General features: G+C 59.2%; 22 protein-coding genes. 14 read left to right on the top strand and 8 right to left on the bottom strand.

The window, feature by feature from the left end:
* Nucleotides 1–125: 125 nt before the first annotated feature.
* Nucleotides 126–467, top strand: coding sequence for a hypothetical protein (locus FHT84_RS03460; protein ID WP_210260429.1), 342 nt, complete (start codon nucleotides 126–128; stop codon nucleotides 465–467).
* Here FHT84_RS03460 and FHT84_RS03455 read toward each other — a convergent pair.
* Nucleotides 455–1,129 carry a transglutaminase-like cysteine peptidase gene (locus FHT84_RS03455; RefSeq protein WP_113250277.1) on the bottom strand — a complete coding sequence of 225 codons (675 nt, stop codon included), beginning with the start codon at nucleotides 1,127–1,129 and terminating at the stop codon, nucleotides 455–457. The genes FHT84_RS03460 and FHT84_RS03455 overlap by 13 nt on opposite strands.
* Nucleotides 1,130–1,432: 303 nt before the next feature.
* Between FHT84_RS03455 and FHT84_RS03450 the strand changes: the two genes are divergently transcribed.
* Nucleotides 1,433–3,904, top strand: coding sequence for a glycoside hydrolase family 3 C-terminal domain-containing protein (locus FHT84_RS03450; protein WP_113250276.1), 2,472 nt, complete (start codon nucleotides 1,433–1,435; stop codon nucleotides 3,902–3,904).
* Between the two features lie 97 nt (nucleotides 3,905–4,001).
* Here the strand turns inward: FHT84_RS03450 and FHT84_RS03445 are convergent, their stop codons facing one another.
* A complete protein-coding gene (locus FHT84_RS03445; protein ID WP_113250275.1) occupies nucleotides 4,002–6,077 on the bottom strand; it encodes a bifunctional diguanylate cyclase/phosphodiesterase in 2,076 nt (691 codons plus the stop codon).
* 495 nt (nucleotides 6,078–6,572) lie between these two features.
* Here FHT84_RS03445 and FHT84_RS03440 point away from each other — a divergent pair, with 495 nt between their 5' ends.
* Nucleotides 6,573–7,865: a pilus assembly protein TadG-related protein gene (locus FHT84_RS03440; RefSeq protein WP_113250274.1), complete on the top strand. Its 1,293-nt coding sequence runs from the start codon at nucleotides 6,573–6,575 to the stop codon at nucleotides 7,863–7,865.
* 37 nt (nucleotides 7,866–7,902) lie between these two features.
* On the opposite strand, the gene FHT84_RS03435 is transcribed toward FHT84_RS03440, so the two are convergent.
* Together FHT84_RS03435 and FHT84_RS03430 are read right to left on the bottom strand one after the other, a co-directional pair.
* Nucleotides 7,903–8,310: a helix-turn-helix transcriptional regulator gene (locus FHT84_RS03435; RefSeq protein ID WP_112345078.1), complete on the bottom strand. Its 408-nt coding sequence runs from the start codon at nucleotides 8,308–8,310 to the stop codon at nucleotides 7,903–7,905.
* Nucleotides 8,311–8,553: 243 nt separating this feature from the next.
* Nucleotides 8,554–9,465: a LysR family transcriptional regulator gene (locus FHT84_RS03430; protein WP_183760830.1), complete on the bottom strand. Its 912-nt coding sequence runs from the start codon at nucleotides 9,463–9,465 to the stop codon at nucleotides 8,554–8,556.
* Nucleotides 9,466–9,605: 140 nt separating this feature from the next.
* Between FHT84_RS03430 and FHT84_RS03425 the strand changes: the two genes are divergently transcribed.
* From FHT84_RS03425 to queE, 4 genes are all read left to right on the top strand, one after another.
* Nucleotides 9,606–10,712 carry an aldo/keto reductase gene (locus FHT84_RS03425; protein WP_113250272.1) on the top strand — a complete coding sequence of 369 codons (1,107 nt, stop codon included), beginning with the start codon at nucleotides 9,606–9,608 and terminating at the stop codon, nucleotides 10,710–10,712.
* Between the two features lie 167 nt (nucleotides 10,713–10,879).
* Entirely contained in the window at nucleotides 10,880–11,590 is a 711-nt protein-coding gene (gene queC / locus FHT84_RS03420) for a 7-cyano-7-deazaguanine synthase QueC (RefSeq protein WP_113250271.1), read from the top strand.
* Entirely contained in the window at nucleotides 11,590–11,946 is a 357-nt protein-coding gene (gene queD, locus FHT84_RS03415) for a 6-carboxytetrahydropterin synthase QueD (RefSeq protein ID WP_112345074.1), read from the top strand. The genes queC and queD overlap by 1 nt, the downstream gene beginning before the upstream one ends.
* Nucleotides 11,943–12,671, top strand: coding sequence for a 7-carboxy-7-deazaguanine synthase QueE (gene queE / locus FHT84_RS03410; protein WP_112345073.1), 729 nt, complete (start codon nucleotides 11,943–11,945; stop codon nucleotides 12,669–12,671). The genes queD and queE overlap by 4 nt, the downstream gene beginning before the upstream one ends.
* Nucleotides 12,672–12,734: 63 nt before the next feature.
* On the opposite strand, the gene FHT84_RS03405 is transcribed toward queE, so the two are convergent.
* A complete protein-coding gene (locus tag FHT84_RS03405; protein ID WP_113250270.1) occupies nucleotides 12,735–13,091 on the bottom strand; it encodes a metalloregulator ArsR/SmtB family transcription factor in 357 nt (118 codons plus the stop codon).
* Nucleotides 13,092–13,418: 327 nt separating this feature from the next.
* Here FHT84_RS03405 and FHT84_RS03400 point away from each other — a divergent pair, with 327 nt between their 5' ends.
* On the top strand, nucleotides 13,419–13,637 hold the full coding sequence (locus FHT84_RS03400) for a hypothetical protein (protein WP_113250269.1): 219 nt from the start codon (nucleotides 13,419–13,421) through the stop codon (nucleotides 13,635–13,637).
* Nucleotides 13,638–13,707: 70 nt separating this feature from the next.
* Here the strand turns inward: FHT84_RS03400 and FHT84_RS03395 are convergent, their stop codons facing one another.
* Nucleotides 13,708–14,598 carry an SMP-30/gluconolactonase/LRE family protein gene (locus FHT84_RS03395; RefSeq protein WP_113250268.1) on the bottom strand — a complete coding sequence of 297 codons (891 nt, stop codon included), beginning with the start codon at nucleotides 14,596–14,598 and terminating at the stop codon, nucleotides 13,708–13,710.
* Nucleotides 14,599–14,688: 90 nt separating this feature from the next.
* Here FHT84_RS03395 and FHT84_RS03390 point away from each other — a divergent pair, with 90 nt between their 5' ends.
* Complete coding sequence (locus FHT84_RS03390; protein WP_113250267.1) at nucleotides 14,689–15,108, top strand: heme-binding protein; 420 nt, start codon at nucleotides 14,689–14,691, stop codon at nucleotides 15,106–15,108.
* A gap of 59 nt (nucleotides 15,109–15,167) precedes the next feature.
* Here FHT84_RS03390 and FHT84_RS03385 read toward each other — a convergent pair whose 3' ends face one another.
* Both FHT84_RS03385 and FHT84_RS03380 read right to left on the bottom strand, forming a co-directional pair.
* Nucleotides 15,168–16,199 carry an L-idonate 5-dehydrogenase gene (locus tag FHT84_RS03385; protein ID WP_113250266.1) on the bottom strand — a complete coding sequence of 344 codons (1,032 nt, stop codon included), beginning with the start codon at nucleotides 16,197–16,199 and terminating at the stop codon, nucleotides 15,168–15,170.
* A 10-nt stretch (nucleotides 16,200–16,209) separates the two neighbouring features.
* Complete coding sequence (locus FHT84_RS03380) at nucleotides 16,210–17,157, bottom strand: 2-hydroxyacid dehydrogenase (RefSeq protein ID WP_113250265.1); 948 nt, start codon at nucleotides 17,155–17,157, stop codon at nucleotides 16,210–16,212.
* A gap of 86 nt (nucleotides 17,158–17,243) precedes the next feature.
* On the opposite strand from FHT84_RS03380, the gene FHT84_RS03375 reads away from it, so the two are divergent.
* The 5 genes from FHT84_RS03375 to FHT84_RS03355 all read left to right on the top strand — a co-directional run bounded on the left by FHT84_RS03375 (nucleotide 17,244) and on the right by FHT84_RS03355 (nucleotide 20,871).
* Nucleotides 17,244–18,002: an SDR family oxidoreductase gene (locus FHT84_RS03375; RefSeq protein ID WP_183760834.1), complete on the top strand. Its 759-nt coding sequence runs from the start codon at nucleotides 17,244–17,246 to the stop codon at nucleotides 18,000–18,002.
* A complete protein-coding gene (locus tag FHT84_RS03370; RefSeq protein WP_113250263.1) occupies nucleotides 17,971–18,513 on the top strand; it encodes a gluconokinase in 543 nt (180 codons plus the stop codon). The genes FHT84_RS03375 and FHT84_RS03370 overlap by 32 nt, the downstream gene beginning before the upstream one ends.
* Entirely contained in the window at nucleotides 18,510–19,397 is an 888-nt protein-coding gene (locus FHT84_RS03365) for an NAD(P)-dependent oxidoreductase (RefSeq protein WP_113250262.1), read from the top strand. The genes FHT84_RS03370 and FHT84_RS03365 overlap by 4 nt, the downstream gene beginning before the upstream one ends.
* The gene (locus FHT84_RS03360) at nucleotides 19,394–19,726 is read left to right on the top strand and encodes a hypothetical protein (RefSeq protein WP_113250261.1); all 333 of its coding nucleotides are present in this window, start codon (nucleotides 19,394–19,396) and stop codon (nucleotides 19,724–19,726) included. The genes FHT84_RS03365 and FHT84_RS03360 overlap by 4 nt, the downstream gene beginning before the upstream one ends.
* Before the next feature lie 134 nt (nucleotides 19,727–19,860).
* Nucleotides 19,861–20,871, top strand: coding sequence for a LacI family DNA-binding transcriptional regulator (locus tag FHT84_RS03355; RefSeq protein WP_113250260.1), 1,011 nt, complete (start codon nucleotides 19,861–19,863; stop codon nucleotides 20,869–20,871).
* The last annotated feature ends 52 nt before the right edge of the window (nucleotides 20,872–20,923 follow it).

Here is a 20,923-nt window from a genome sequence, read left to right as displayed (position 1 = left end):
AAGCGCGGCTTCTTCTGCCGCCCCGCGAATCACAATAAACTTTCCGCAGAGCAGCTGGCGGCTGTAGAGACCTGCGGCGATCTCACCGCAACGGGTTGCAGCCGCGTCATTCTGGGTGCGGGAGAATGCTGGTGAAACATCTCGTCATGGCAGGCAGCATTCTGCTTGCGGCCGCGCCGGGTGATGCAGTGCCGACGATGGCCGATGCACCAGACCTGGCCAGGGCGGCGGTCGCGCGACGAATAGATGTGCCGCCCGCTGCCATTCACATATTGGCGGCCAAACCAAGCGAACGAATGCCCGGCTTCGTCGTTTGCGGGCGGATCGACCCTTCAGCGGGTGATGACGCCGGAAGTCCCAAGATTGGTCAACGTTTCTTCGTGATCATCCCAGGGGATTTCGCCATTCTGGACCAGGACGGCAAAAGCCTTGTCGATACCTATTGGTCTGCCAATCACTGCGAATGAGCGGCCAGCGCCTTGCTGATCATTGCGAGCTCTTCGGGCGTGCGGCCTGATTCAAGCCGAACCCACTTGTTCGGATCATCGGCAGACTGGCGCTTGATGAAGGTATAGCCCGTGGCGTCCCAGGCTTTGATCGTATCGGTGAGATTATCCAGGATCAGGTCGCCGTCATTCGTGCGGGCCATCAACACGAGATGTCCTTCATTATGCGTGTCCAGAACGACCGTCAGCAGAAGGGCCGAGCGCGGCCAGCCGGCCTCCACGAGCAGTTTCTTCTTCAGCAGGACATAGTCATTGCAGTTGCCGGCGCCGTCGTCCGGATAGGTCCACCAGTTGATAATGCCGAGCTTGTAGATGCCGTAATGGTCGTTATCGCCGATGCCCTGGATTTCGCGATTGACCAGGCTGTTGATCTGCTGCAGCTGCCCCTTGAGCTGGCTGTCGATGGCAACGGCTTCTTCGCTCTTCCGGTCAGCTTCGCATTCGGCGGGCTGAGCCTTGCAGAAGCTGGTCCAGCCGACCGGCACGCTTGCATCCGCCACCACACGGGCGAACTGGTGCGGGTGCACGGTAGTGATGTTTGCCACAGGTTTCGCAGTTGTGGCCGTCGAAAACAACAGACCGGTAACAAAGAGAAAGCTTGCAGCGACTAGGAACGAACGCATACTCGGCTCCATGAACTGGGCTCATGAAATCCGATGCGGTCAAATTTATTCGAAAGAAGATTATTCGCATTTTAGCGAACCGGTTCTTTTGGCCGTTGTGCGGACGAAGGCGTCCGATCCAGCCGCAGAATTTATGATCTCTGGCTGTTATGACGTTGACCGAGGACGAGAAAAGATATGTGATTTCATCAACATATCAGACTAGCAGAAGATCATCAGGCGCGTTTATGATTTGTTTGTGCTAAACGCGAAACTCCGCCAATCCGTGGCGAGGAAGCGACCAGCCATAGTTCGGGAGGTTTTATGATTGACGATATTCTCGACCGGATGACGCTTGAAGAGCAGGTTTCGCTGCTGTCGGGCGCCGACTTCTGGACCACGGTGCCGGTCGAGCGTCTTGGTGTTCCGAAGATCAAGGTCACGGATGGCCCGAACGGCGCGCGCGGTGCGGGCTCGCTGGTTGCCGGCGTCAACGCCGCCTGCTTTCCCGTCGCCATTGCGCTTGGCGCCACATGGAATCCGGCGCTCGTCCAGCGCATGGGCGTGGCGCTCGCTGGTCAGGCCAGGAGCAAGGGTGCATCGGTACTCCTGGCGCCAACGGTCAATATTCACCGGTCAGGCCTGAATGGCCGCAATTTCGAATGCTATTCGGAAGATCCAGTGCTGACGGCCGAACTCGCCGTCGCCTATATCCAGGGCGTGCAGAGCCAGGGTATCGCCGCCACCATCAAGCATTTCGCTGGCAATGAATCCGAGATCGAGCGGCAGACGATGTCGTCGGATATCGGTGAGCGAGCGCTTCGCGAAATCTATCTGCCGCCCTTCGAACAAGCGGTGAAAAAGGCGGGGGTGATGGCGGTCATGTCCTCCTATAACAGGCTGAACGGCACCTATACCAGCGAGCATCCCTGGCTGTTGACCAAGGTTCTGCGGGAAGAATGGGGCTTCGACGGCATCGTCATGTCCGACTGGTTCGGCTCGCATTCGACGGCGCCAACGGTCAATGCAGGACTCGATCTGGAAATGCCGGGCCCGACGCGCGACCGCGGCGACAAGCTTGTGGCGGCTGTGCGCAACGGCGAGGTCAAGGCGGAGACGGTGCGCCAAGCCGCTCGCCGCATTTTGATGCTGCTCGAGCGTGTAGGCGCTTTTGAAAAGGCACCCGATTTGAGCGAGCATGCGCTGGATTTACCGGAGGACAGGGCTCTGATCCGTCAGCTCGGCGCCGAAGGTGCAGTCCTTTTGAAGAATGACGGCATTCTTCCTCTGCGGAAAGCAGGGCTCGGGCATCTGGCAGTCATCGGACCGAATGCGGCCGAAGCCCGCGTCATGGGCGGCGGCAGCGCCCAGATTGCCGCGCATTATAAAGTCAGCCCGCTTGAGGGTATCCGCGAGGCGCTGTCGAATGCCAACAGCATTCATTATGCAGCAGCCTGCCGCAACAATCGGCTGATCAACGTCTTTTCCGGCGAGATGCGGGTGGAATATTTCAAGGGCCGCGATCTCGCCGGCCCGGTAATGGCAAGCGAAACGGCAAACAAGGGCGAGTTCTTCTGGTTCGAGCTGCCGTCTTCGGAACTCGATCCCAGCGATTTCTCCGCCCGCATGATAGCTTCCTACATTCCGACGGAAAGCGGCGAGCATCTATTCGGCATGACCAACGCGGGCCTCGCCAGGCTTTATGTCGACGGCAAGCTCGTCGTGAATGGCCATGACGGCTGGTCGCGCGGCGACAATTATTTCGGCACGGCCAATGTCGAGCAGCGGCAGGCTGTTCATCTTGAGGCCGGCCAGCGATACCAGATAATCGTCGAATATTGTTCGCCGGCGACGAGCGAGGAGGGGATCAACCTGACGGCGGTCCGTTTCGGCGTCGAAAAGCCGCTCGGTGAAGCCGATATGCTGGATGCTGTCGCAAAGGCCGAGGATGCGAATATCGCCCTGCTCTTTGTCGGTCGTGACGGCGAGTGGGATACCGAGGGGCTCGATTTGCCCGATATGCGCCTGCCTGGCCGGCAGGAGGAATTGATTGAGCGCGTGGCGGCCGTCAACGCCAACGTCGTCGTCGTATTGCAGACCGGCGGTCCCATCGAAATGCCCTGGATCGACAAGGTCAGGGCCGTGTTGCAAATGTGGTATCCCGGCCAGGAGTTGGGGCATGCCGTTGCCGACGTGCTGTTCGGCGATGTCGAGCCCGGCGGCCGCCTGCCGCAGACTTTCCCGAAGCGCCTGTCGCACAATTGCGCCATGGTTGGAGATCCGCAGGTTTATCCCGGAAAGGACGGGCATGTGCGATACGCCGAAGACGTTTTCGTGGGCTACCGTCATCATGATACGCGCGGTATCGAACCTCTGTTTCCTTTCGGCTTCGGTATCGGCTACACACGCTTTTCCTGGGACAAGGCAAAAGCCTCGGCAACGCAGATGGGCCTAGACGGCATCGTGGTTACGATCGACGTCACCAATATTGGCGAGAGAACGGGTTCGGAACTCGTGCAGCTTTATGTGCGGGCAATCGATTCCCTGATCGAACGCCCGGAAAAGGAGCTGCGTGCCTTTGCCAAGCTGCGATTGGCGCCCGGCGAAACGGGCACGGCGTCGCTGGTCGTACGGTTTCGTGACCTCAGCTATTTCGATGAGGCAACGAAGACCTTCCGCGCGCCCGCCGGCCGCTACGAGCTCCTTGCTGCCGCCAATGCCGCCGATATACGCTCCGCCGTGGCGATCGAGCTCGCAGATGAATGGATCGGCGAAACCGGCGATCGTTCGATTTGACGTTGCCGCGCGGCGTCGTGTAGCTCCGGGATAGCGATGGAGCGCAAGACATGCGCTCCGGACGATCGGCTCGCATGCCGTTACATCCAGAATATTGCTAACGGCGACGCATGCGTTGTGGCGGGACGCGGCCGGAAAATTGTGATGCTTCGTCCTGGTCGGCCGCCGTCATTTGAAAGATCTGTGCGACGGGCTTTGGGCGGCCAAGAAAGAAGCCCTGCGCTTCGTCGCAGCCTTCAACGCGCAGGATTTCCAGCTGGTGATCGGTTTCCACGCCCTCCGCCAAAACCGGAATCTCGAGGCTCTTGCCGAGTGTCAGCACGGCGCGAACGATCGCCTTTGCCTGTATGCTCTGGTCCACTTCGTTCATGAAGGACCGGTCGAGCTGGATCTTGTCGAATGGGAACGAGCGCAGTGTGTCGAGCGACGAATATCCGGTTCCGAAATCATCGATGGCAATGGTGACGCCGAGCGCCCGAATCTGCCGCAGCACATGCAGGGTGCGGCTCTTGTCGGCGATGATGGTGGACTCGGTGATTTCCAGCTCCAGCCGCGTCGGCGACAGGCCGGTTTCGAGAAGGATCGAGTGAACCAGCCGGGCAAGATCCGCGTGGGCGAATTGTACCGGCGAGAGATTGACGGCGATCTTGTAGGGCTTGTCCCATGATGCAGCCTCCTTGCAGGCGGTGCGCAGCACCCATTCGCCGATGATAAGGATCGTGCCGCTTTCTTCCGCGATCGGAATGAATTCCGAGGGTGGCACGGCGCCGTGCTCAGGATGATGCCAGCGGACCAGAACCTCATAGCCGCAGATCTCGCCGGTGCTGACCGAGGTCTGTACCTGATAATGCAGTTCGAGTTGATCCAACTCGACGGCGCGTCGCAGATCCTGCGCCAGCGTGTGCCGGGCGCGCGCCGCCTCGTCCATCTTGGACTCGTAGAAGCAGACCGCACGACCGACATCGGCCTTGGCGCGGTACATGGCGAGATCGGCATTGCTGACCAGGCGCTCCTGATCGATGCCGTCATCTGGATAGATGGCGACGCCGATGCTCGCGCCGGTCGCCGTTTCGAAATCATCGATGCGGATGGGCTCGAACAGGGTCTTTTCCAGGCGAGCCACGAAATCCAGAAGCTCGCTTTGGCTCCGGAACCGCTTGGCTGCTGCGAACTCGTCGCCGCCGACACGCGCGACGAACTCTCCATCCTTGACGAGACGCGCAAGCCGCCGACCGATTGCCTTGAGGGCCTGATCGCCGGCCTTGTGGCCGCGCAGGTCGTTGATTTCCTTGAAGCGGTCGAGATCGATGCCGATCACGGCAAGCTTTGCGCCGTCTTCTTCGGCATGCTGCATTTCGCCCTGAAGATAATCGGCGAAGCTGCCGCGATTGGGCAGGCCGGTCAGCAGATCATTCAGTGCCATATGCTGGAGCTTCTGGATGGATTCACGCGAGGCGCGCTCATCGATCATATAGCTTGCGACGCCCGTGCCGATAATGATGAGCCCGCCGCCGGCAACCGCCACGGCCATGGCCTTCAGCGCATAGGAATCAGCAAGTCCCGCGCCGGTTGCCAGCGGTGTGACCGATACGGCTGTCATCGCCGTAAAGTGAAGCGACACGATGGCAACGACGAAGAGGATAAGTGCCGCAAATCCCGAAAAATGCCAGGGACGGCGGATCGCCTGATGATGGGCCAGCGCAGCGAAGATCACCGAAAGCACGACGGAGGCGACGACATAACCCTCGTTCCACTCAACAATGCCATCGACGTGATAGGCCATCATACCGGTGTAATGCATGGCGACGATCGCAAGGCCGACGATGGCACCTCCAAATTCCGGCGCCACCCGCGGCAGGCTGGACAGGGCGATTGCGAAACCGAAGGCACAGCCGATCACGGCCAGGAGAAAGGAGGCCATGGTGAGGATCGGATCGAAGGTGACCGGCGCCTCGACCTGATAGGCCAGCATGGCGATAAAATGCGTGCACCAGATCGAGGAGCCTGCCGCGACGGCTGTCAGGAAAATCCATCCGCCCCGTTGAAGTTCGCGCGTCTTTCCCGCTTGCCGCAGCAGGCCGAACGTAATCCATCCGCCGCTGACGCAGACAAATGCTGCAAGAAGGACAAGCCACAGATTGTGTTCCGTGAAAATGCAGGAAAGAACGCGCACGCAAAAAATCCCAATTATGGTCAATAGGTGAGGGGAGCCCTCAACCAGAGCGCCCGTCTAAAATCAACGCGACTGCTTTCGCGGGTGAACACTGAAAATCGGGTAAAGATATTTTCATCAAGACTGCAACAGGGGCGTTATTCCACGATCAGCTCTACCCGGGTTTTCAACCTTGGCTATACTACTTTTTCGCGGAGCCACCGATTGCAGTTCAAGCGGGCATCATTTCCGGACAAAAGAGATTTTTATTTCGTTCTTCCGTCAGGTGGTTTCGCAAACATAGTTCGGGCTTTGGTAAATTTTCCGTGGAAGTTAACAATATAAAATAGAGATATAGCTTTTATCGGAATTTCAATATTTCCATGTGATACTATTAATTAGTATATCTGAAAATGATAATACTTAAAATTGGTGAATATTTTGAGAATGCAACTTTTATAATAGAGAGCTTGCTTGCTGAGGAAATTCTGGATTCGCTCGCAGTCGTTCGATGCAATGCATAGGCTTTTGCGAAAATTGCTCGCGGAGAGATCGGGCAACTTTGGGATGACGACTGCCCTGGTCGCTGTTCCGCTGATCGCGGCAGGCGGCTTGGCGCTTGATGTCACCAATGCCATGCTCGTCAGGACGGAATTGCAAAACGCTGCGGATGCAGCCGCAGTCGGCGCAATCGCAGATTCATCCCCGGCAGTCGCGGCTGCCATGGCCATGACGAAGGACGGCACCGTCACGATCGGTCAGGATGATGCCAACAAGCTCTTCTTCGGCCAAACATCCAGCGATCTTCAGGCCATATCAGTCAACGTCAGCGCTGCGGTGACGCGCACCGGCAATATCGTCTCTTCGACGGTCAATTTTTCTACGAACGTGCCGACTACGCTCAGTCAGGTCATCGGCAAGACATCCATTCCCGTCAGCGGTTCGGCATCCGCGCAGTATCAGACGGCGAATTTCATGGATTTCTACATGTTGCTGGACAATACGCCTTCCATGGGTATTGGCGCTACCCTGGGCGATATTCAAAAGATGGTGACAAACACGCCGGATAGCTGCGCCTTTGCGTGCCATATTCAAAATTCAACGAACGATTATTACAATCTTGCGAAGAATGTACTGAAGATCAATACGCGTATCGACGTCGTTCGTCAGGCGACGCAGTCTCTGACCGATACTGCCGTGAGGAACCGAGTAACATCCGATCAATACAGAATGGCCGTCTATACGTTCGGTCCTGACGCCACGCAAATTGGCTTGACCAATGTATCGCCGCTCTTATCCGATATGGCGCAGGTCAGCAAAGCCACCAGTGCGGTAGACCTGATGGCTGTTCCCAAACAAGGCTATAACAACGACCAGGATACGAGTTTCGATACGATGCTGACGCAGCTCGCGCCGATCATCGGCAACGGCGGCAGCGGTAAAACCGGTTCCGATCGTCAGAAGGTTCTTTTTCTTGTCACTGACGGCGTCGGCGACAGCAACAAGCCCACCACCTGCACCAAGCCAACCACGAACGGGCGTTGCCAGGAGCCGCTCGCCACTGCCTTCTGCCAGCCGCTGAAGAATCAGAACATCAAGATCGCCATCCTCTACACGACCTATTTTCCCCTGCCGACCAACGGCTGGTACAATCAATGGATCGCACCCTTCCAATCGCAGATCGGGACCAATCTGCAGAACTGCGCCTCGCCTGGCCTCTACTTCGAAGTCAGCCCGACACAGGGCATTTCCGACGCCATGAACGCCCTGTTCCTGAAAGTCATTCGCACACCACGCATTACGAGCTGACGACAGGGACCGCGATCGCCAAGGACATAAGAACGATCTAGGCCAGGGTAAGCGATTTGATCAGGCCCACGATCTTTTGACGTGTCCTTGCATCCTTGATCTTTGCAAAGGCGCGGTTGAGTTCGACGCCCTCTTCGGATGAAAGGAACCTGACGAGGTCGTTCTTGAGCGCGTGCGCCTCATGCGTCGAAGCATGGCCGTCCGATGTCGGATTGTCGAAGAAATGCGAGATCGGAACGCCGAGGCTCTCCGCCACGCGTTGAAGGCGACTTGCGCCGACGCGGTTGGTGCCTTTCTCATATTTCTGCACTTGCTGGAACGTCAGATCCAGCTTTTCGGCCAATGCCGATTGGCTCATGCCTAGCAGGCGCCGTTGCGCGCGGATGCGCTTGCCAACTTCTACATCGATGGGACTGGGGAGTTTTCCTTTAGGGCTGTCTTGCACTGGTTCCTCATGTCTTGACCGTGAAACCGCCCATCAAACTTGGGGAGCCGATGGATGGAGGCCGCGAAACTTCTTAATCGGATTCTTGGCGAGCCTTCCGTCTATGACTGCCGGGTGTCATCAAAAACGGCAACGTCAATTCACCTCGATAGAGGCAGAACCATCCGTTTGGTGCGCATTCGGTACAATACCTGCGCAATCTGACTATTCCCTGGAAGGGCTGAGGCTGAAAAGCGCTCCCGCCTAACGAGCGGGCGACTCGCGGCCGATCTGCCGCACCGTGTCGATGAAGGCCCGGAGCTTTGGCGCCAGCTCGGCGCGACGCGGGAAGTAAAGGAAAAGGCCGGCCTCGGTGACGGCATAGTCGCTCAAAAGCTGAACAAGCCTGCCGGATTGGATTTCCGGCTGCACCAGCGGTTCGAAGACATAGGCCAGCCCCACGCCGGCCAATGCCAGTTCGATTGCCGAATGCGATTCCGTGACGATGGCCTGGCCGCTCACCGCAACCGCTACATCCTGCCCGTTCTCGATGAATTCCCATTGATAGAGACCGCCGGAACGCATGAGGCGATAGCCAATGCAATTATGGTTGGAAAGATCGGAAACCGTATTCGGGCGGCCGAAACGTGCGATGTAGCCGGGGGAAGCGACGATGACCGATCGGAAAGGCGGGGTGAGGCGCACGGCCACCATGTCCTGTGCAATCATTTCGCCGATGCGTATGCCGGCATCGAAACCCTCGGCGACGATGTCGGTCAGCCGCTCATCGGAGAAGACCTCGATCTCGACTTCCGGATAGCGCTCGGCCATGGCGGCTATTACGCGGGTGAGCGCAAGCGGCAGGCAAACGCGCGACGCATTGATGCGCAAGAGGCCGCTTGGCCTTCCCTTGACGGCCTTTATGCGCTCGATGCGCTCATGGATGTCCTGCAGCGCCGGGGTGATGGTGCCAATCAGGCTCCTGCCTGCCTCGGTCAACGCCACGCTGCGCGTCGTGCGGGCAAAAAGCGGCTGTCCGAGCCTTTCCTCCACCAGCCGCACTGCATGGCTGACGGCCGATGCGCTCATTCCCAGCTCACTGGCAGCCGCCGCGAATCCACCCCGGAGTGCAACCGCGGCGATAATAGGCAGATGTGGCAGCAGATCCCGGTCCATTCATGCATGATATCGCATAATGCATGCAAATTGAATGGTCTTATCGAATGACCAAAAAGCAGCGAAATTGGATGCATCACAAATTACAGCCCATTCATTCGATCATCGAACTCGGACTGGTGTCAAAGAGGAGCATACAGATGAGCATGGAGTTTTACACACTTGGCAACAGCGGCCTGAAAGTGACGCGGCTTGCCCTTGGCACCATGACGTTCGGCACGGAATGGGGCTGGGGTTCGGACAAGGCGGCGGCACGCGCCATCTTCAATGCTTATGTCGATGCCGGCGGCAATTTCTTCGATACGGCCGATGCCTATACGGGCGGCACGTCGGAAACGTGGCTTGGCGAATTCATCGCCGAACGGGGCTTGCGCGATGATGCGGTGATCGCAACCAAGTTCACCATGAACCTGACCGCCCGTACGCCGAACGCGGCCGGCAATGGCCGCAAGAACATACTTCGGGCCGTCGAAGGCTCGTTGAAGCGGCTCAATACGGATCACATCGATCTTTATCTCCTGCATTGCTGGGATCGCCTGACCCCGCCGGAGGAGGTGATGCGCACCTTCGACGATCTCGTTCGCTCCGGCAAGGTACTTCATGTCGGCCTGTCCGATGTGCCCGCCTGGTACGCCAGCCGTGCCCAGGCAGTTGCCGAGCATCGCGGCTATGAGCCGATTTCGGCGCTGCAGCTCGAATATTCACTGGCTGAGCGCAATATCGAGAACGAGTTCGTGCCGTTCGGCACACGCTATGGCGCGGGGATCATGGCCTGGAGCCCTTTGGCAAGCGGCCTCTTGAGCGGCAAATATCGCCCCAGCGGCGAGGGAGAGACGGCGGGCCGGCTTGAGACGGTCCGCGGCACCACCAATCCCGGTTTTCAAAAATTTACCGATCGCAACTGGGCCATCGTTGCCGAGTTGGAGAAGGTGGCGGCAGAACTTGGGCGCAGCATGGCGCAGGTGGCGGTCAACTGGGCGATGACTCAACCCGGAATAGCCTCCATCATCGTCGGCGCCACGAAGCTTGAGCAATTGAACGACAATCTTGGCGCCTTGGACTTCACGATACCGTTAGAGCTGCGCCGCCGTCTCGACGAGATCAGCGCCTTGCAGCCGAGCTTTCCCTATTCGTTCTTCGGGCCGGAGGTCCAAGGCGGCCTCACCGGCGGCCAGACTGTTGGAGGCAAGCCCGCCGATTACTATCCGGACCTGAATATCTCCGGCCAATTTGCCGGCGTCAGCTAACTCCCTGGCAATTGCCACCAGCGCGCCGGCATTCGCCGGCGTGTTGTCGTGAAATATTATCGGTGCCTTGTTTCCTCCGAGTTCTGCTGCTACAGACCCGCCATGGCTTCGAAAGAGCCAAGAAATCCGGTCGCAGCCCACCCGGTCAAAACAAGGGATCCTGTTTTATGAAGACTATCGTCATCTGCTCCGGCGGATTGGACTCCGTTTCGCTCGCCCATAAGGTCGCAGCCGAACACCAGCTTATCGGCCTCGTCTCCTTCGACTACGGCCAGCGGCATCGCAAGGAACTCGACTTTGCCGCTGCTTGCGCAGCGCGCCTTGGCGTCCCTCACCAGATCATCGATATCACCGGAATCGGCAGACATCTCACCGGATCGGCGCTGACCGATGACGTCGACGTGCCGGACGGGCATTATGCCGAAGAAACCATGAAGGCGACGGTCGTACCGAACCGCAACGCTATCATGCTCGCGATCGCCTTCGGGCTCGCGGCCGCGCAGAAGGCGGATGCGGTTGCCGTTGCCGTTCATGGCGGCGACCATTTCATCTATCCGGATTGCCGTCCCGGTTTCATCGATGCATTTCAGCAGATGCAGAACCACGCACTCGATGGTTATGCAAACGTTTCCCTCTACGCACCCTATGTGACCATCTCGAAAGCGGATATCGTCACGGATGGCGCTCGGCATCAAACACCCTTTGCCGAGACTTGGTCCTGTTACAAGGGCGGCGAACGCCATTGCGGCCGTTGCGGCACCTGCGTCGAGCGGCGCGAAGCCTTCCATATCGCCGGCATCGCGGATCCCACCGATTATGAAGACCCGGATTTCTGGGTATCGGCGACGTCGGGTTTCGTCGCGGCGGAGGTAAAGTGATGTTCCGCATCACCAAGGAGTTTCACTTCTCCGCCTCGCATCAGCTCTCGCATCTTCCTGACGACCATCAGTGCGCGCGCATGCATGGGCATAACTACATCGTCGTGGTGGAGCTTTCCGCCGCCGAGCTCGACGCAAACGGCTTTGTGCGCGACTATCATGAACTGCAGCCGCTGAAGCGCTATATCGACAGTGAATTCGATCATCGTCATCTCAACGACGTGCTCGGCCACGACCGCGTCACTTCGGAATATCTGGCCAAGCATTTCTACGACTGGTGCAAGTCCCGCTTGCCCGAGACATCGGCGGTGCGCGTCAGCGAGACGCCGAAGACCTGGGCGGAATACCGGCCATGAGCGAAGTGCGCATTCGCGTCAGCGAGATCTTCGGGCCGACGATCCAGGGCGAGGGTATTCTGATCGGCCTTCCGACGATCTTCGTGCGCACCGGCGGCTGCGACTACCGCTGTTCCTGGTGCGATACGCTGCACGCAGTCGATAGCGAGTATCGCGATCAGTGGCTGCCGATGTCGGTTGATGAGATCTGGTCGGACGTGACGCGGCTTTCCGGCGGCAAGCCGTTGACGATATCGCTTTCCGGCGGCAATCCCGCAATCCAACCCCTCGGCCCGCTGATCGCGCGTGGTCATGGCGAAGGCTATCGTTTCGCGTTGGAAACGCAGGGGAGCCTGGCGAAGGATTGGTTCGCCGAACTGGATGTGCTGGTGCTGAGCCCGAAGCCGCCGTCGAGCGGCATGGCAACGGATTGGGGCGCATTCGACGACTGTCTGCGCATGGCGGCTGGCAAGCCGCAGGTCGCGCTGAAGATCGTCGTGTTCGACGACGTCGATTACGCCTATGCGCGGGAGGCCGCATCGCGCTATCCCGAATTGCCGCTTTATCTGCAACCCGGCAATCACACGCCGCCACCGCCGGAAGCCGATGATGCTATCGTCGATATCGAGGGCATCGTCGAGCGCATGCGCTGGCTCGTGGACAAGGTCAGCAGCGACCGATGGTTCGAAGCGAGAGTGTTGCCGCAATTGCACGTGCTGATTTGGGGCAACAAGCGCGGCGTTTGAGCCGTTGCGCTTTGGCCATTCCTCACCCTTGAGCCTTGCAGCCTTAAGGGCGACAAGCTGCCATCACGACTTCTTGCCTTGAGCATCCTTGTCTTCGGCGTCCGGCGACATTGGCCCGAGTTCGGCATCGAACAGCTTCGACAATGTCTTCAGGATTTGGTGAACGCCGGGGTGATCGCAGGTATAATATCTGAATTGCGCCTGGCGGCGCACCTTTACGATACCGGAATGATGCAGTCGCGTCAGATGCTGGCTTAGCGCCGATTGCGATATTCCCAGCTTCTTGGCCAGGCTGTTCACATCCTCTTCCTGGCGTGAGAGATGAATGCAAACCTCGAGGCGTTTGGGATTGGAAAGCTGACTGAGAAGATCTGCATGATAGATGAGGCGCTCATCTTCTGTGGTCTGATCTGAATACATGGCGCGGCCGATCGTTGATGTTTAAACTGCAGAGCCCCGGCACCGCGCGATGATAAACGCAAAAGTTGCAAAATTATATCCTAAATTATTGCAAAAACGTTGCACCTTCGCGGAGCAAACGGACCTCCCATCCAGGCCGATCGCCACCGATCGACCTTTCTACAACCGACAACTAGGGTCCTGTTGCGGTTTGGGAATATGTTTCACCTTTCGTTTTGCAATTATTCTGTAACAAAATCGAACGAACTGCCTTGTTTTTGTCCGTCTTTTGACATCGCGCTGCTAATTAAACTGTTTATCTTCTGCTCCAGCGAACAGGAGGTAACCATGACCCATAGGGACTTGACGATCGCCGAAGTTCTCAAAGATCCGCTGATCCGCCAGGTCATGCGCGCAGATCGCATATCCGTCTCCAGGATGGAAAACCTGCTTCATGATGCTGCCCGCAGGCAGGCGCTTGCCTTGTCGGCCAATCTTGCATCGGCCAACATTGCACCGATTGCGCACGTAGCCACGCCCTCCGTGCCGCGGATCGATTTGCGCTGATAGTATCGACTTGGTTTTGCCTGTTTCGAGCGTTCCCACTCTCGTTTTTCGCAACGCGTTGCGCCTGCCGTCAGAGCGCTCCGCTCCGATTGAGCGAGATCGCATAGACACTGGTTGTCGCCGTGATGAAGAGCTTGTGCCTGCCACGGCCGCCGAAGCATAGATTGGAGACGGTCTCCGGCACCAGGATTTTGCCCATAAGATGACCATCGGGCGCGATGCAATGCACACCATCGGCAGCTGAAGACCAGAGATTGCCGTCGCTGTCGAGGCGCATGCCATCGGCGCAACCCGGTGAAATCGCGTGAAACACTTCGCCGCCGGACAACTGCCAGTTTTCGCCGACATTGAAGACGCGAATGTGCTGCGGGTCGCTGCCGTGCATGCGGCCGGTATCGGCAACATAGAGCTTTTTCTCGTCGGGGCTGAATGCCAGTCCATTCGGGCAATTGAAATCCGTCAGGACGGCGGTGACCGTGCCGGAGGGGTCGACACGATAGACATTGCAGGGCAATTCCTGCTCGCTCCTATGACCTTCATAGTCCGTCGCAATGCCATAATGCGGATCGCTGAACCAGATGGCGCCGTCCGAGGCAACGATCACGTCATTCGGCGAGTTCAGCCGCTTGCCCTGATAGCTGTCCGCAACGACCGTGATCGATCCGTCATATTCGGTACGCGTCACCCGCCTGCCGCCATGCTCGCAACTGACGAGCCGACCCTGCCGGTCGCGCGTATGACCATTCGAAAAATTCGAAGGCTCGCGAAAGACGCTGACGCCGACGCCCGGTACCCAGCGCATGATGCGATTATTGGGAATGTCGGAAAAGAGCAGGCAATTCAGATCCCCGAACCAGACAGGCCCTTCCACCCAGTCGAACCCGGTGGCGATCTGCTTGACGGGGGCGTTGCCGAGGATGAATTTCCCGAAGGCCGGATCGATGATCTCGAAGAACGACATTGTGACAATACCTCCCATAAGGTTACATCTGGAGACCGACGTGTTATCGATAACATACTAAATTGAGTCCGCAAGCGGGAGGATAGTTGCATGAGCCATGTTCTGACGTCGAGTGTCTTGAGCGACGAAGGCGTAATGACACTGTTGACGGCGGCCATCGCCGCTGCCACCGAGATGGGGCAGCCACAATGTATCGTTATCGTCGATCAGTCCGGCGTGACGCTGGGCTCGTTCCGCATGCATGGTTCACGCTTCCAGTCGCTGAAAAGTGCCGCGGCCAAGGCGCAGACCGCCGCCTCCATCGGTGCGCCAAGCCACTCCTTGCCGGAGCATGCCAGGGTGCCGCTGGCGATTGCCACGCATGGCGGGATGACGGGCCTGCGCGGCGGCTTGCCGATCCGCGTTTCAGGCGTGCTTGTCGGCGGCATCGGCGTCGGATCGGGTTCCGGCGAACAGGACGAGCAGGTGGCACGCGCTGCCCTCAAGGCAATCGGCGCCGATCTCGATTAACAGGATGACGCCTCCCTCGGATCTCGCCGATCCAAGGGAGGTCGCACAATCGCAAACGATCAGGCGAAGACGATCTGCGCCTTCATCGCCTTGCTTCGATCCGAGGCGATCTCGAAGGCGCTGATCGCCTCGGCAAGCGGCACGGTATGCGTGATGAGCGGCCGCACATCGATAAGACGCTTGCGCATCAGATCGACGCCGACCGCAAACTCCTCATGGAAGCGAAAGGAGCCGCGCAGCTCCAATTCCTTGGCGGTAATCGCCATCATCGGCAGGCTCATATCGCCGCCGAGACCGAGCTGCACGATGATGCCGCGCGGGCGAAGCGCTGCAATACCGCCGACCAGTGCGGCAGCGGCTCCCGAGCATTCGTACAGGACATCGAAGGTGCCCTTGTCGGCGGAATATGCGGCTAGAGCTTCCGGCTCATTCTTCGTATTGATGATCCTGTCGGCGCCGGCCTGCTTGGCAAGCGATAGGGTGAAATCGGAAAGATCGGTGGCCACGATCTCGCCAGCACCCGCCCGGCGCGCGGCAAGGATCGACAGGACGCCGATCGGGCCGCAGCCAGTGACGAGAACGCGCTTGCCGAGCATCTCGCCCGCGCGTCGCGTGGCATGGAGCGTGACGGCCAGCGGCTCCGCCATCGCCGCTTCGCCCGGCGTCAGGCCATCAGCCGGCACGCATTGGATGGCGTCGGCGACGAGCGTCTCGCGAAATGCGCCCTGGATATGCGGGAAGGGCATGGCGCTGCCATAAAAGCGCATGTTGAGGCATTGGTTGGGCAATCCCTCCAGGCAGTAGCGGCAGGTTCGGCACGGGCGGGAAGGGGAGACGGCAACGAGCTGTCCGACCTCAAGGCCCTGCACGCCGGAGCCGAGAGCGATGACGGTGGCGCTGACTTCGTGGCCGAGGATCATCGGCTCCTTCAGGCGCACGGTGCCGAAGCCGCCGTGATGATAGTAGTGCAGGTCGCTGCCGCAGACGCCACCGGTTGCGAGCTTCAGCTTCACTTCTCCCGCGCCTGGTTCTTCCTCCGGACGATCCTCGATCCGCACGTCCTTGGCGGCGTGAGCGACGATGGCTTTCATCTTTTCCTCCTCAAAGAACGGGTGTTGGCAGAGCCTGGCCGGCGAAGTGGGCTGCCAGATTGTCGCGCAGCAGCTGCCCCATCGCCTTGCGCGTCTCCACGGTGCCGGAGGCATGGTGGGGCTGCAGCAGCACGTTGTTCAGCGCCAGGAAACGCGGATTGAGCTTCGGCTCGCCTTCGAAGACATCGAGCGCGGCCGATCCGAGCTTGCCGGCCTCCAATGCGTCGAGCAGCGCTTCTTCGTCTATATTGGAGGCCCGGGAAATGTTGATCAACATGCCTTCCGGGCCGAGCGCCTCGATCACTTTACGGCCGACGATGTGCCGGGTCGCGGCGGAAGCGGCGAGCGTCACGAATAGAAAATCCGACTGTCGCGCCAATTCGGCACCATCGGCCACGAAGGTTAAGTCCGATGCATATGGTTTTGCTTCAACGTCGGAATAGGCGATCTGCATATCGAAACCCTTCAGGCGCTTGGCGACTTCAAAGCCGATGCGGCCGAGGCCGAGCACGCCAGCACGCCTACCCCAGACGCGCCGCTTGAGGGGGTAGAGCCCCTTTTGTGCCCAGCTGCCATCGCGCACCCAGGTTTCGGCACCAATCATGCCGCGCGACAGGCAGAGCATCATGGCAATCCCCAGATCCGCGACATCATTGGTCAGGACGTCGGGTGTGTTGGTGACGCGAATGCCGCGCTCGCGGCAGGCCTGCAGGTCGACGGCATCGAAGCCCACGCCATAGACCGAAATGACCTCGAGATTCGGACAGGCCTCGATCATCGCCCGGTTGGCGCCGAGTTCCCCGCGTGTGGCAATGCCCCTGATCGATGGTCCGACGTCGGCAAGCAGTTTCGCCTTGTCGCCGGCCTCGAAATAGCGATGAACCTGAAATGCCGCATCGAGCGGTTCTTGATCCCATTGCGGATAGGGGCCAATCTGCAGAATTGACGGCTTGTCCATCTTTCATGTCCTCCCTTGACATAGAATGTTATCGATAACATAAACGGGGAAGGCAATCATTGTCGAGATAAAAAACGGAGGAAACGATGTCTCTTAGCCTCTTCGATCTGAAAGGGCGGCGTGCCCTGGTCACGGGCTCTTCCCAAGGCATCGGGCTTGCGCTGGCGAAAGGATTGGCGGCAGCAGGCGCCGAACCGGTTCTCAACGGCCGCGACAAGGAGAAGCTCGCCAAGGCGGCCGAAAACTTCGAGGGCAAGGTGTATCAGCTGGCATTCGATGCCACCGATCATGAGGCCGCGCGGCAGGCTATCGATGCCTTCGAAGCGGAGACGGGTGCGATCGATATCCTCGTCAACAATGCCGGCATGCAGTTTCGCACGCCGCTTGAGGATTTTCCCGCTGACGCTTTCGAGCGGCTTCTGCGCACCAACATCTCCAGCGTCTTCAATGTCGGCCAGGCGGTCGCCCGTCATATGATCAAGCGCGGCGCCGGAAAGATCATCAACATCGCGAGCGTGCAGACGGCGCTGGCGCGGCCCTCGATTGCGCCGTACACCGCAACCAAGGGCGCCGTCGGCAATCTGACGAAGGGCATGGCGACGGATTGGGCGAAGTACGGGCTGCAATGCAACGCCATCGCGCCCGGCTATTTCGACACGCCGTTGAATGCGGCCCTCGTTGCCGACGCCGATTTCTCGGCATGGCTTGAAAAGCGCACGCCTGCCGGCCGCTGGGGCCGCGTCGAAGAACTGGTCGGCGCCTGTATCTTCCTTGCTTCCGATGCGTCCTCCTTCGTCAATGGTCATGTGCTCTATGTCGACGGCGGCATCACAGCTTCGCTCTGATGGCGCTTTGCCGCGCCGCTTCGTCATCATGGGCGTCAGCGGCTGCGGCAAGTCGTCGGTTGGCTCGGCGAGCGCAACGCGCCTTGGAGGCATCTATGTCGATGGCGATGATCTTCATCCATCGGCCAATGTCGCCAAGATGAGCGCCGGCATTCCGTTGACCGACGCCGATCGTTGGCCTTGGCTCGACAAGGTCGGTCAATACCTGGCTTTGACGCAGGATACGGCATTGATCGGATGTTCGGCGCTGAAGCGCATTTATCGCGATCGGATCCGCGAGGTCGTCGCCGCGCCGGTTTCCTTCATTCATCTCGCCGGAACGAGGGAAACCATCCTGAAACGCATGCAGGCAAGGCAGGATCACTTCATGCCGTCGGCCTTGCTCGACAGTCAATTTGCCGCGCTCGAGCCGCCGGGCGCCGACGAGCAGGCGATCACGGTCGATATCGATCAGCCGCTGGATCAAGTCGTGGCGGCCATCTTAATTGCATTGGAGGAGGATCAATCATGAGCAGCAAGGTGGCGCTGATCGGCGCCGGTGCAATGGGCGGCGCGATCGGCGCCCGCCTGGCGGAAACCGGCAATCGGCTGACGGTTTTCGATCTCGACAAGGATAAGGTCGGGGCTCTGACCGCAAAAGGCGCCACGGCAGCCGCCAGCGCAGCCGCGGCGGCAGCCGTTTCCGATTTCGTCGTCCTCAGCCTCAATTCGCCGAAGATCATCCATGCCGCGGTATTCGGGCCCGAAGGCGTTGCCGCAGGTGCAAGAGCAGGCACGCTGATCATCGATATGTCGTCGATCGATCCCGATGCAACCAAGGCTCTTGCAGCAGAGGCTGCGGAAAAGGGATTGCGATGGGTGGACAGCCCGCTGTCCGGTGGAGCGCCGAAGGCCCTGATCGGACAATTGACGCTGATGGCCGGAGGCAGCGAGCGGGATGTCGCGGATGCGCATCAAGTCCTGCGCCATGTGGCTTCGAACTACACGCATATGGGTCCCGTCGGTGCGGGCCAGACGACGAAGCTCATCAATCAGGTACTTTGTGCGTTGAATTTCCTCGCGGTCGCCGAAGCGACGCAACTGGCGCTCGATGCCGGCGTCGATGCCGCGAAAATCCCGCAGGCGCTGAAGGGCGGGCGGGCCGACAGCGCCATCCTGCAGGAATATATGCCGCGCTACGTCAGCAAGGATTATCGCCGCACCGGCCGCATCGACAATATGGTCAAGGATCTGAACGGTGCTCAGGATCTCGCGCGCAGGACCAATACCGCCATGCCACTGACGGCGGTGTGTGCCGAGATACACCGCATGCTGACGGCTTCCGGGCTTGGCGGCGAGGATCAGGCGGCACTGATGGAATTCTTCAAGGGGCCGAACAAGGAGATCGCCGGATGATTACCCGATACGCATTATTCGAAGGCAAGATCAGGGAAGGGGAGGCGGAGGCGTTTCGAACGGCCGTCATGGAAACCATCCTGCCGAAGTGGAAGCAGTTTCCCGGCGCTCTCGACGTGCGGGTGACCTTTGCCGAGGCGCGCGATGAAGGCGCTCCGGAGTTCCCGATGATCTTGGCCGTGAACTATCCGGATATGGCTGCCGTGGGGAAAGCTCTTGCAAGCCCGGTACGCACCGAGGCACGTGCGGCGACGGAAGCGGTTCTCTCGCGCTTTTTCGAAGGACGCATTCATCATCATGTGACGCTCGCCCATGAGTTCGAGCTTTAGACTCTCATCACAGGACGCTTTCCGATGCGCGGCACCGGTGGTGACGTGTGCGCATGGCGGGGTAGCTGAAAGCGCCTCTTGCTATTCTGGGAAGAGGCATATTACTCTGATGGTAACGATAACATAGGCCATTGATGAGTAACGATCGCAAAACGCCGACCATGGCAGACATAGCCCGCGTCATGGGAGTTTCTCCCATGACCGTGTCGCGTGCCTTCAAGGCCGATAGCCTGGTTAGTCCGGAGACGCGCGAGGCGATCCTGAAAACGGCGGAGGAGCTGGGCTATGTCTTCGACAGCACAGCGTCCAACCTGCGTTCGCAAAAGTCCGGCTTCGTCGCCGTTACCATTCCTTCCATCAACAATGCCAACTTCGCAGATACGGTCGGCGGCCTCTCGGACACCTTGTCCAAGCGCGACATGCAGATCCTGCTTGGTTATACGAACTACGATGTCGAAGAGGAGGAGCGGCTGATCGAGCAGCTGCTGCGCCGCAAGCCGCAGGCGATCGTCGTGACCGGCGGCACACATACGCAGCGGGCGCGCAAACTTCTGCAGACTATTGCGATCCCCGTGATCGAGACCTGGGATATCCCGACCGATCCGATCGGCCACTATGTCGGCTTTTCCAATAGGGCCGTCATGCGCGATATGGTCGATCATTTCGTCGCGCTCGGCTGTCGCCGCATCGCCTTCATCGGTGGTGATGTCCAGCGGGATTCGCGCGGCAGCGAACGCAGACTCGGCTTCATTGCTGCCATGCAGGCGCATGGGCTCGACGCCACGAGGCTGATCGCAGCCGGATCGCCGCCGATCTCTATGCGGGAAGGCGCCAATGCCATGGCGAAGCTGATCGAGCTCTATCCCGATACGGAAGCGGTCGTCTGTGTCTCGGATCTTGCCGCCTATGGTGCGCTGACCGAATGCCGGCGGCTCGGGATTCCGGTGCCTGAGCGCTTTTCCATCGGCGGTTTCGGCAATTATGAAATCGGCGAGGTCTGCGTGCCGACCTTGACGACGATCAACGCCTTCGCACGTGAAATCGGCGAGCGGACGGCAGCGTTGATCCTCGATATTCTTGATGGCAATCAAGGCGCTGATGTCAGGATCTCACCCGAACTGATTGCGCGCGACAGCAGCCGATAGAAATTAGCCTTTTTCTGAATGACATGGCGCGGCCGTAGACCGCGCCACATCT

Origin of the sequence: Rhizobium sp. BK289, assembly GCF_014193575.1 — a bacterium.
GTDB lineage: Bacteria > Pseudomonadota > Alphaproteobacteria > Rhizobiales > Rhizobiaceae > Rhizobium > Rhizobium tropici_C.
The sequence above is the reverse complement of the archived record's forward strand: the minus strand, read 5'-3'. Positions and strand labels throughout refer to the sequence as shown.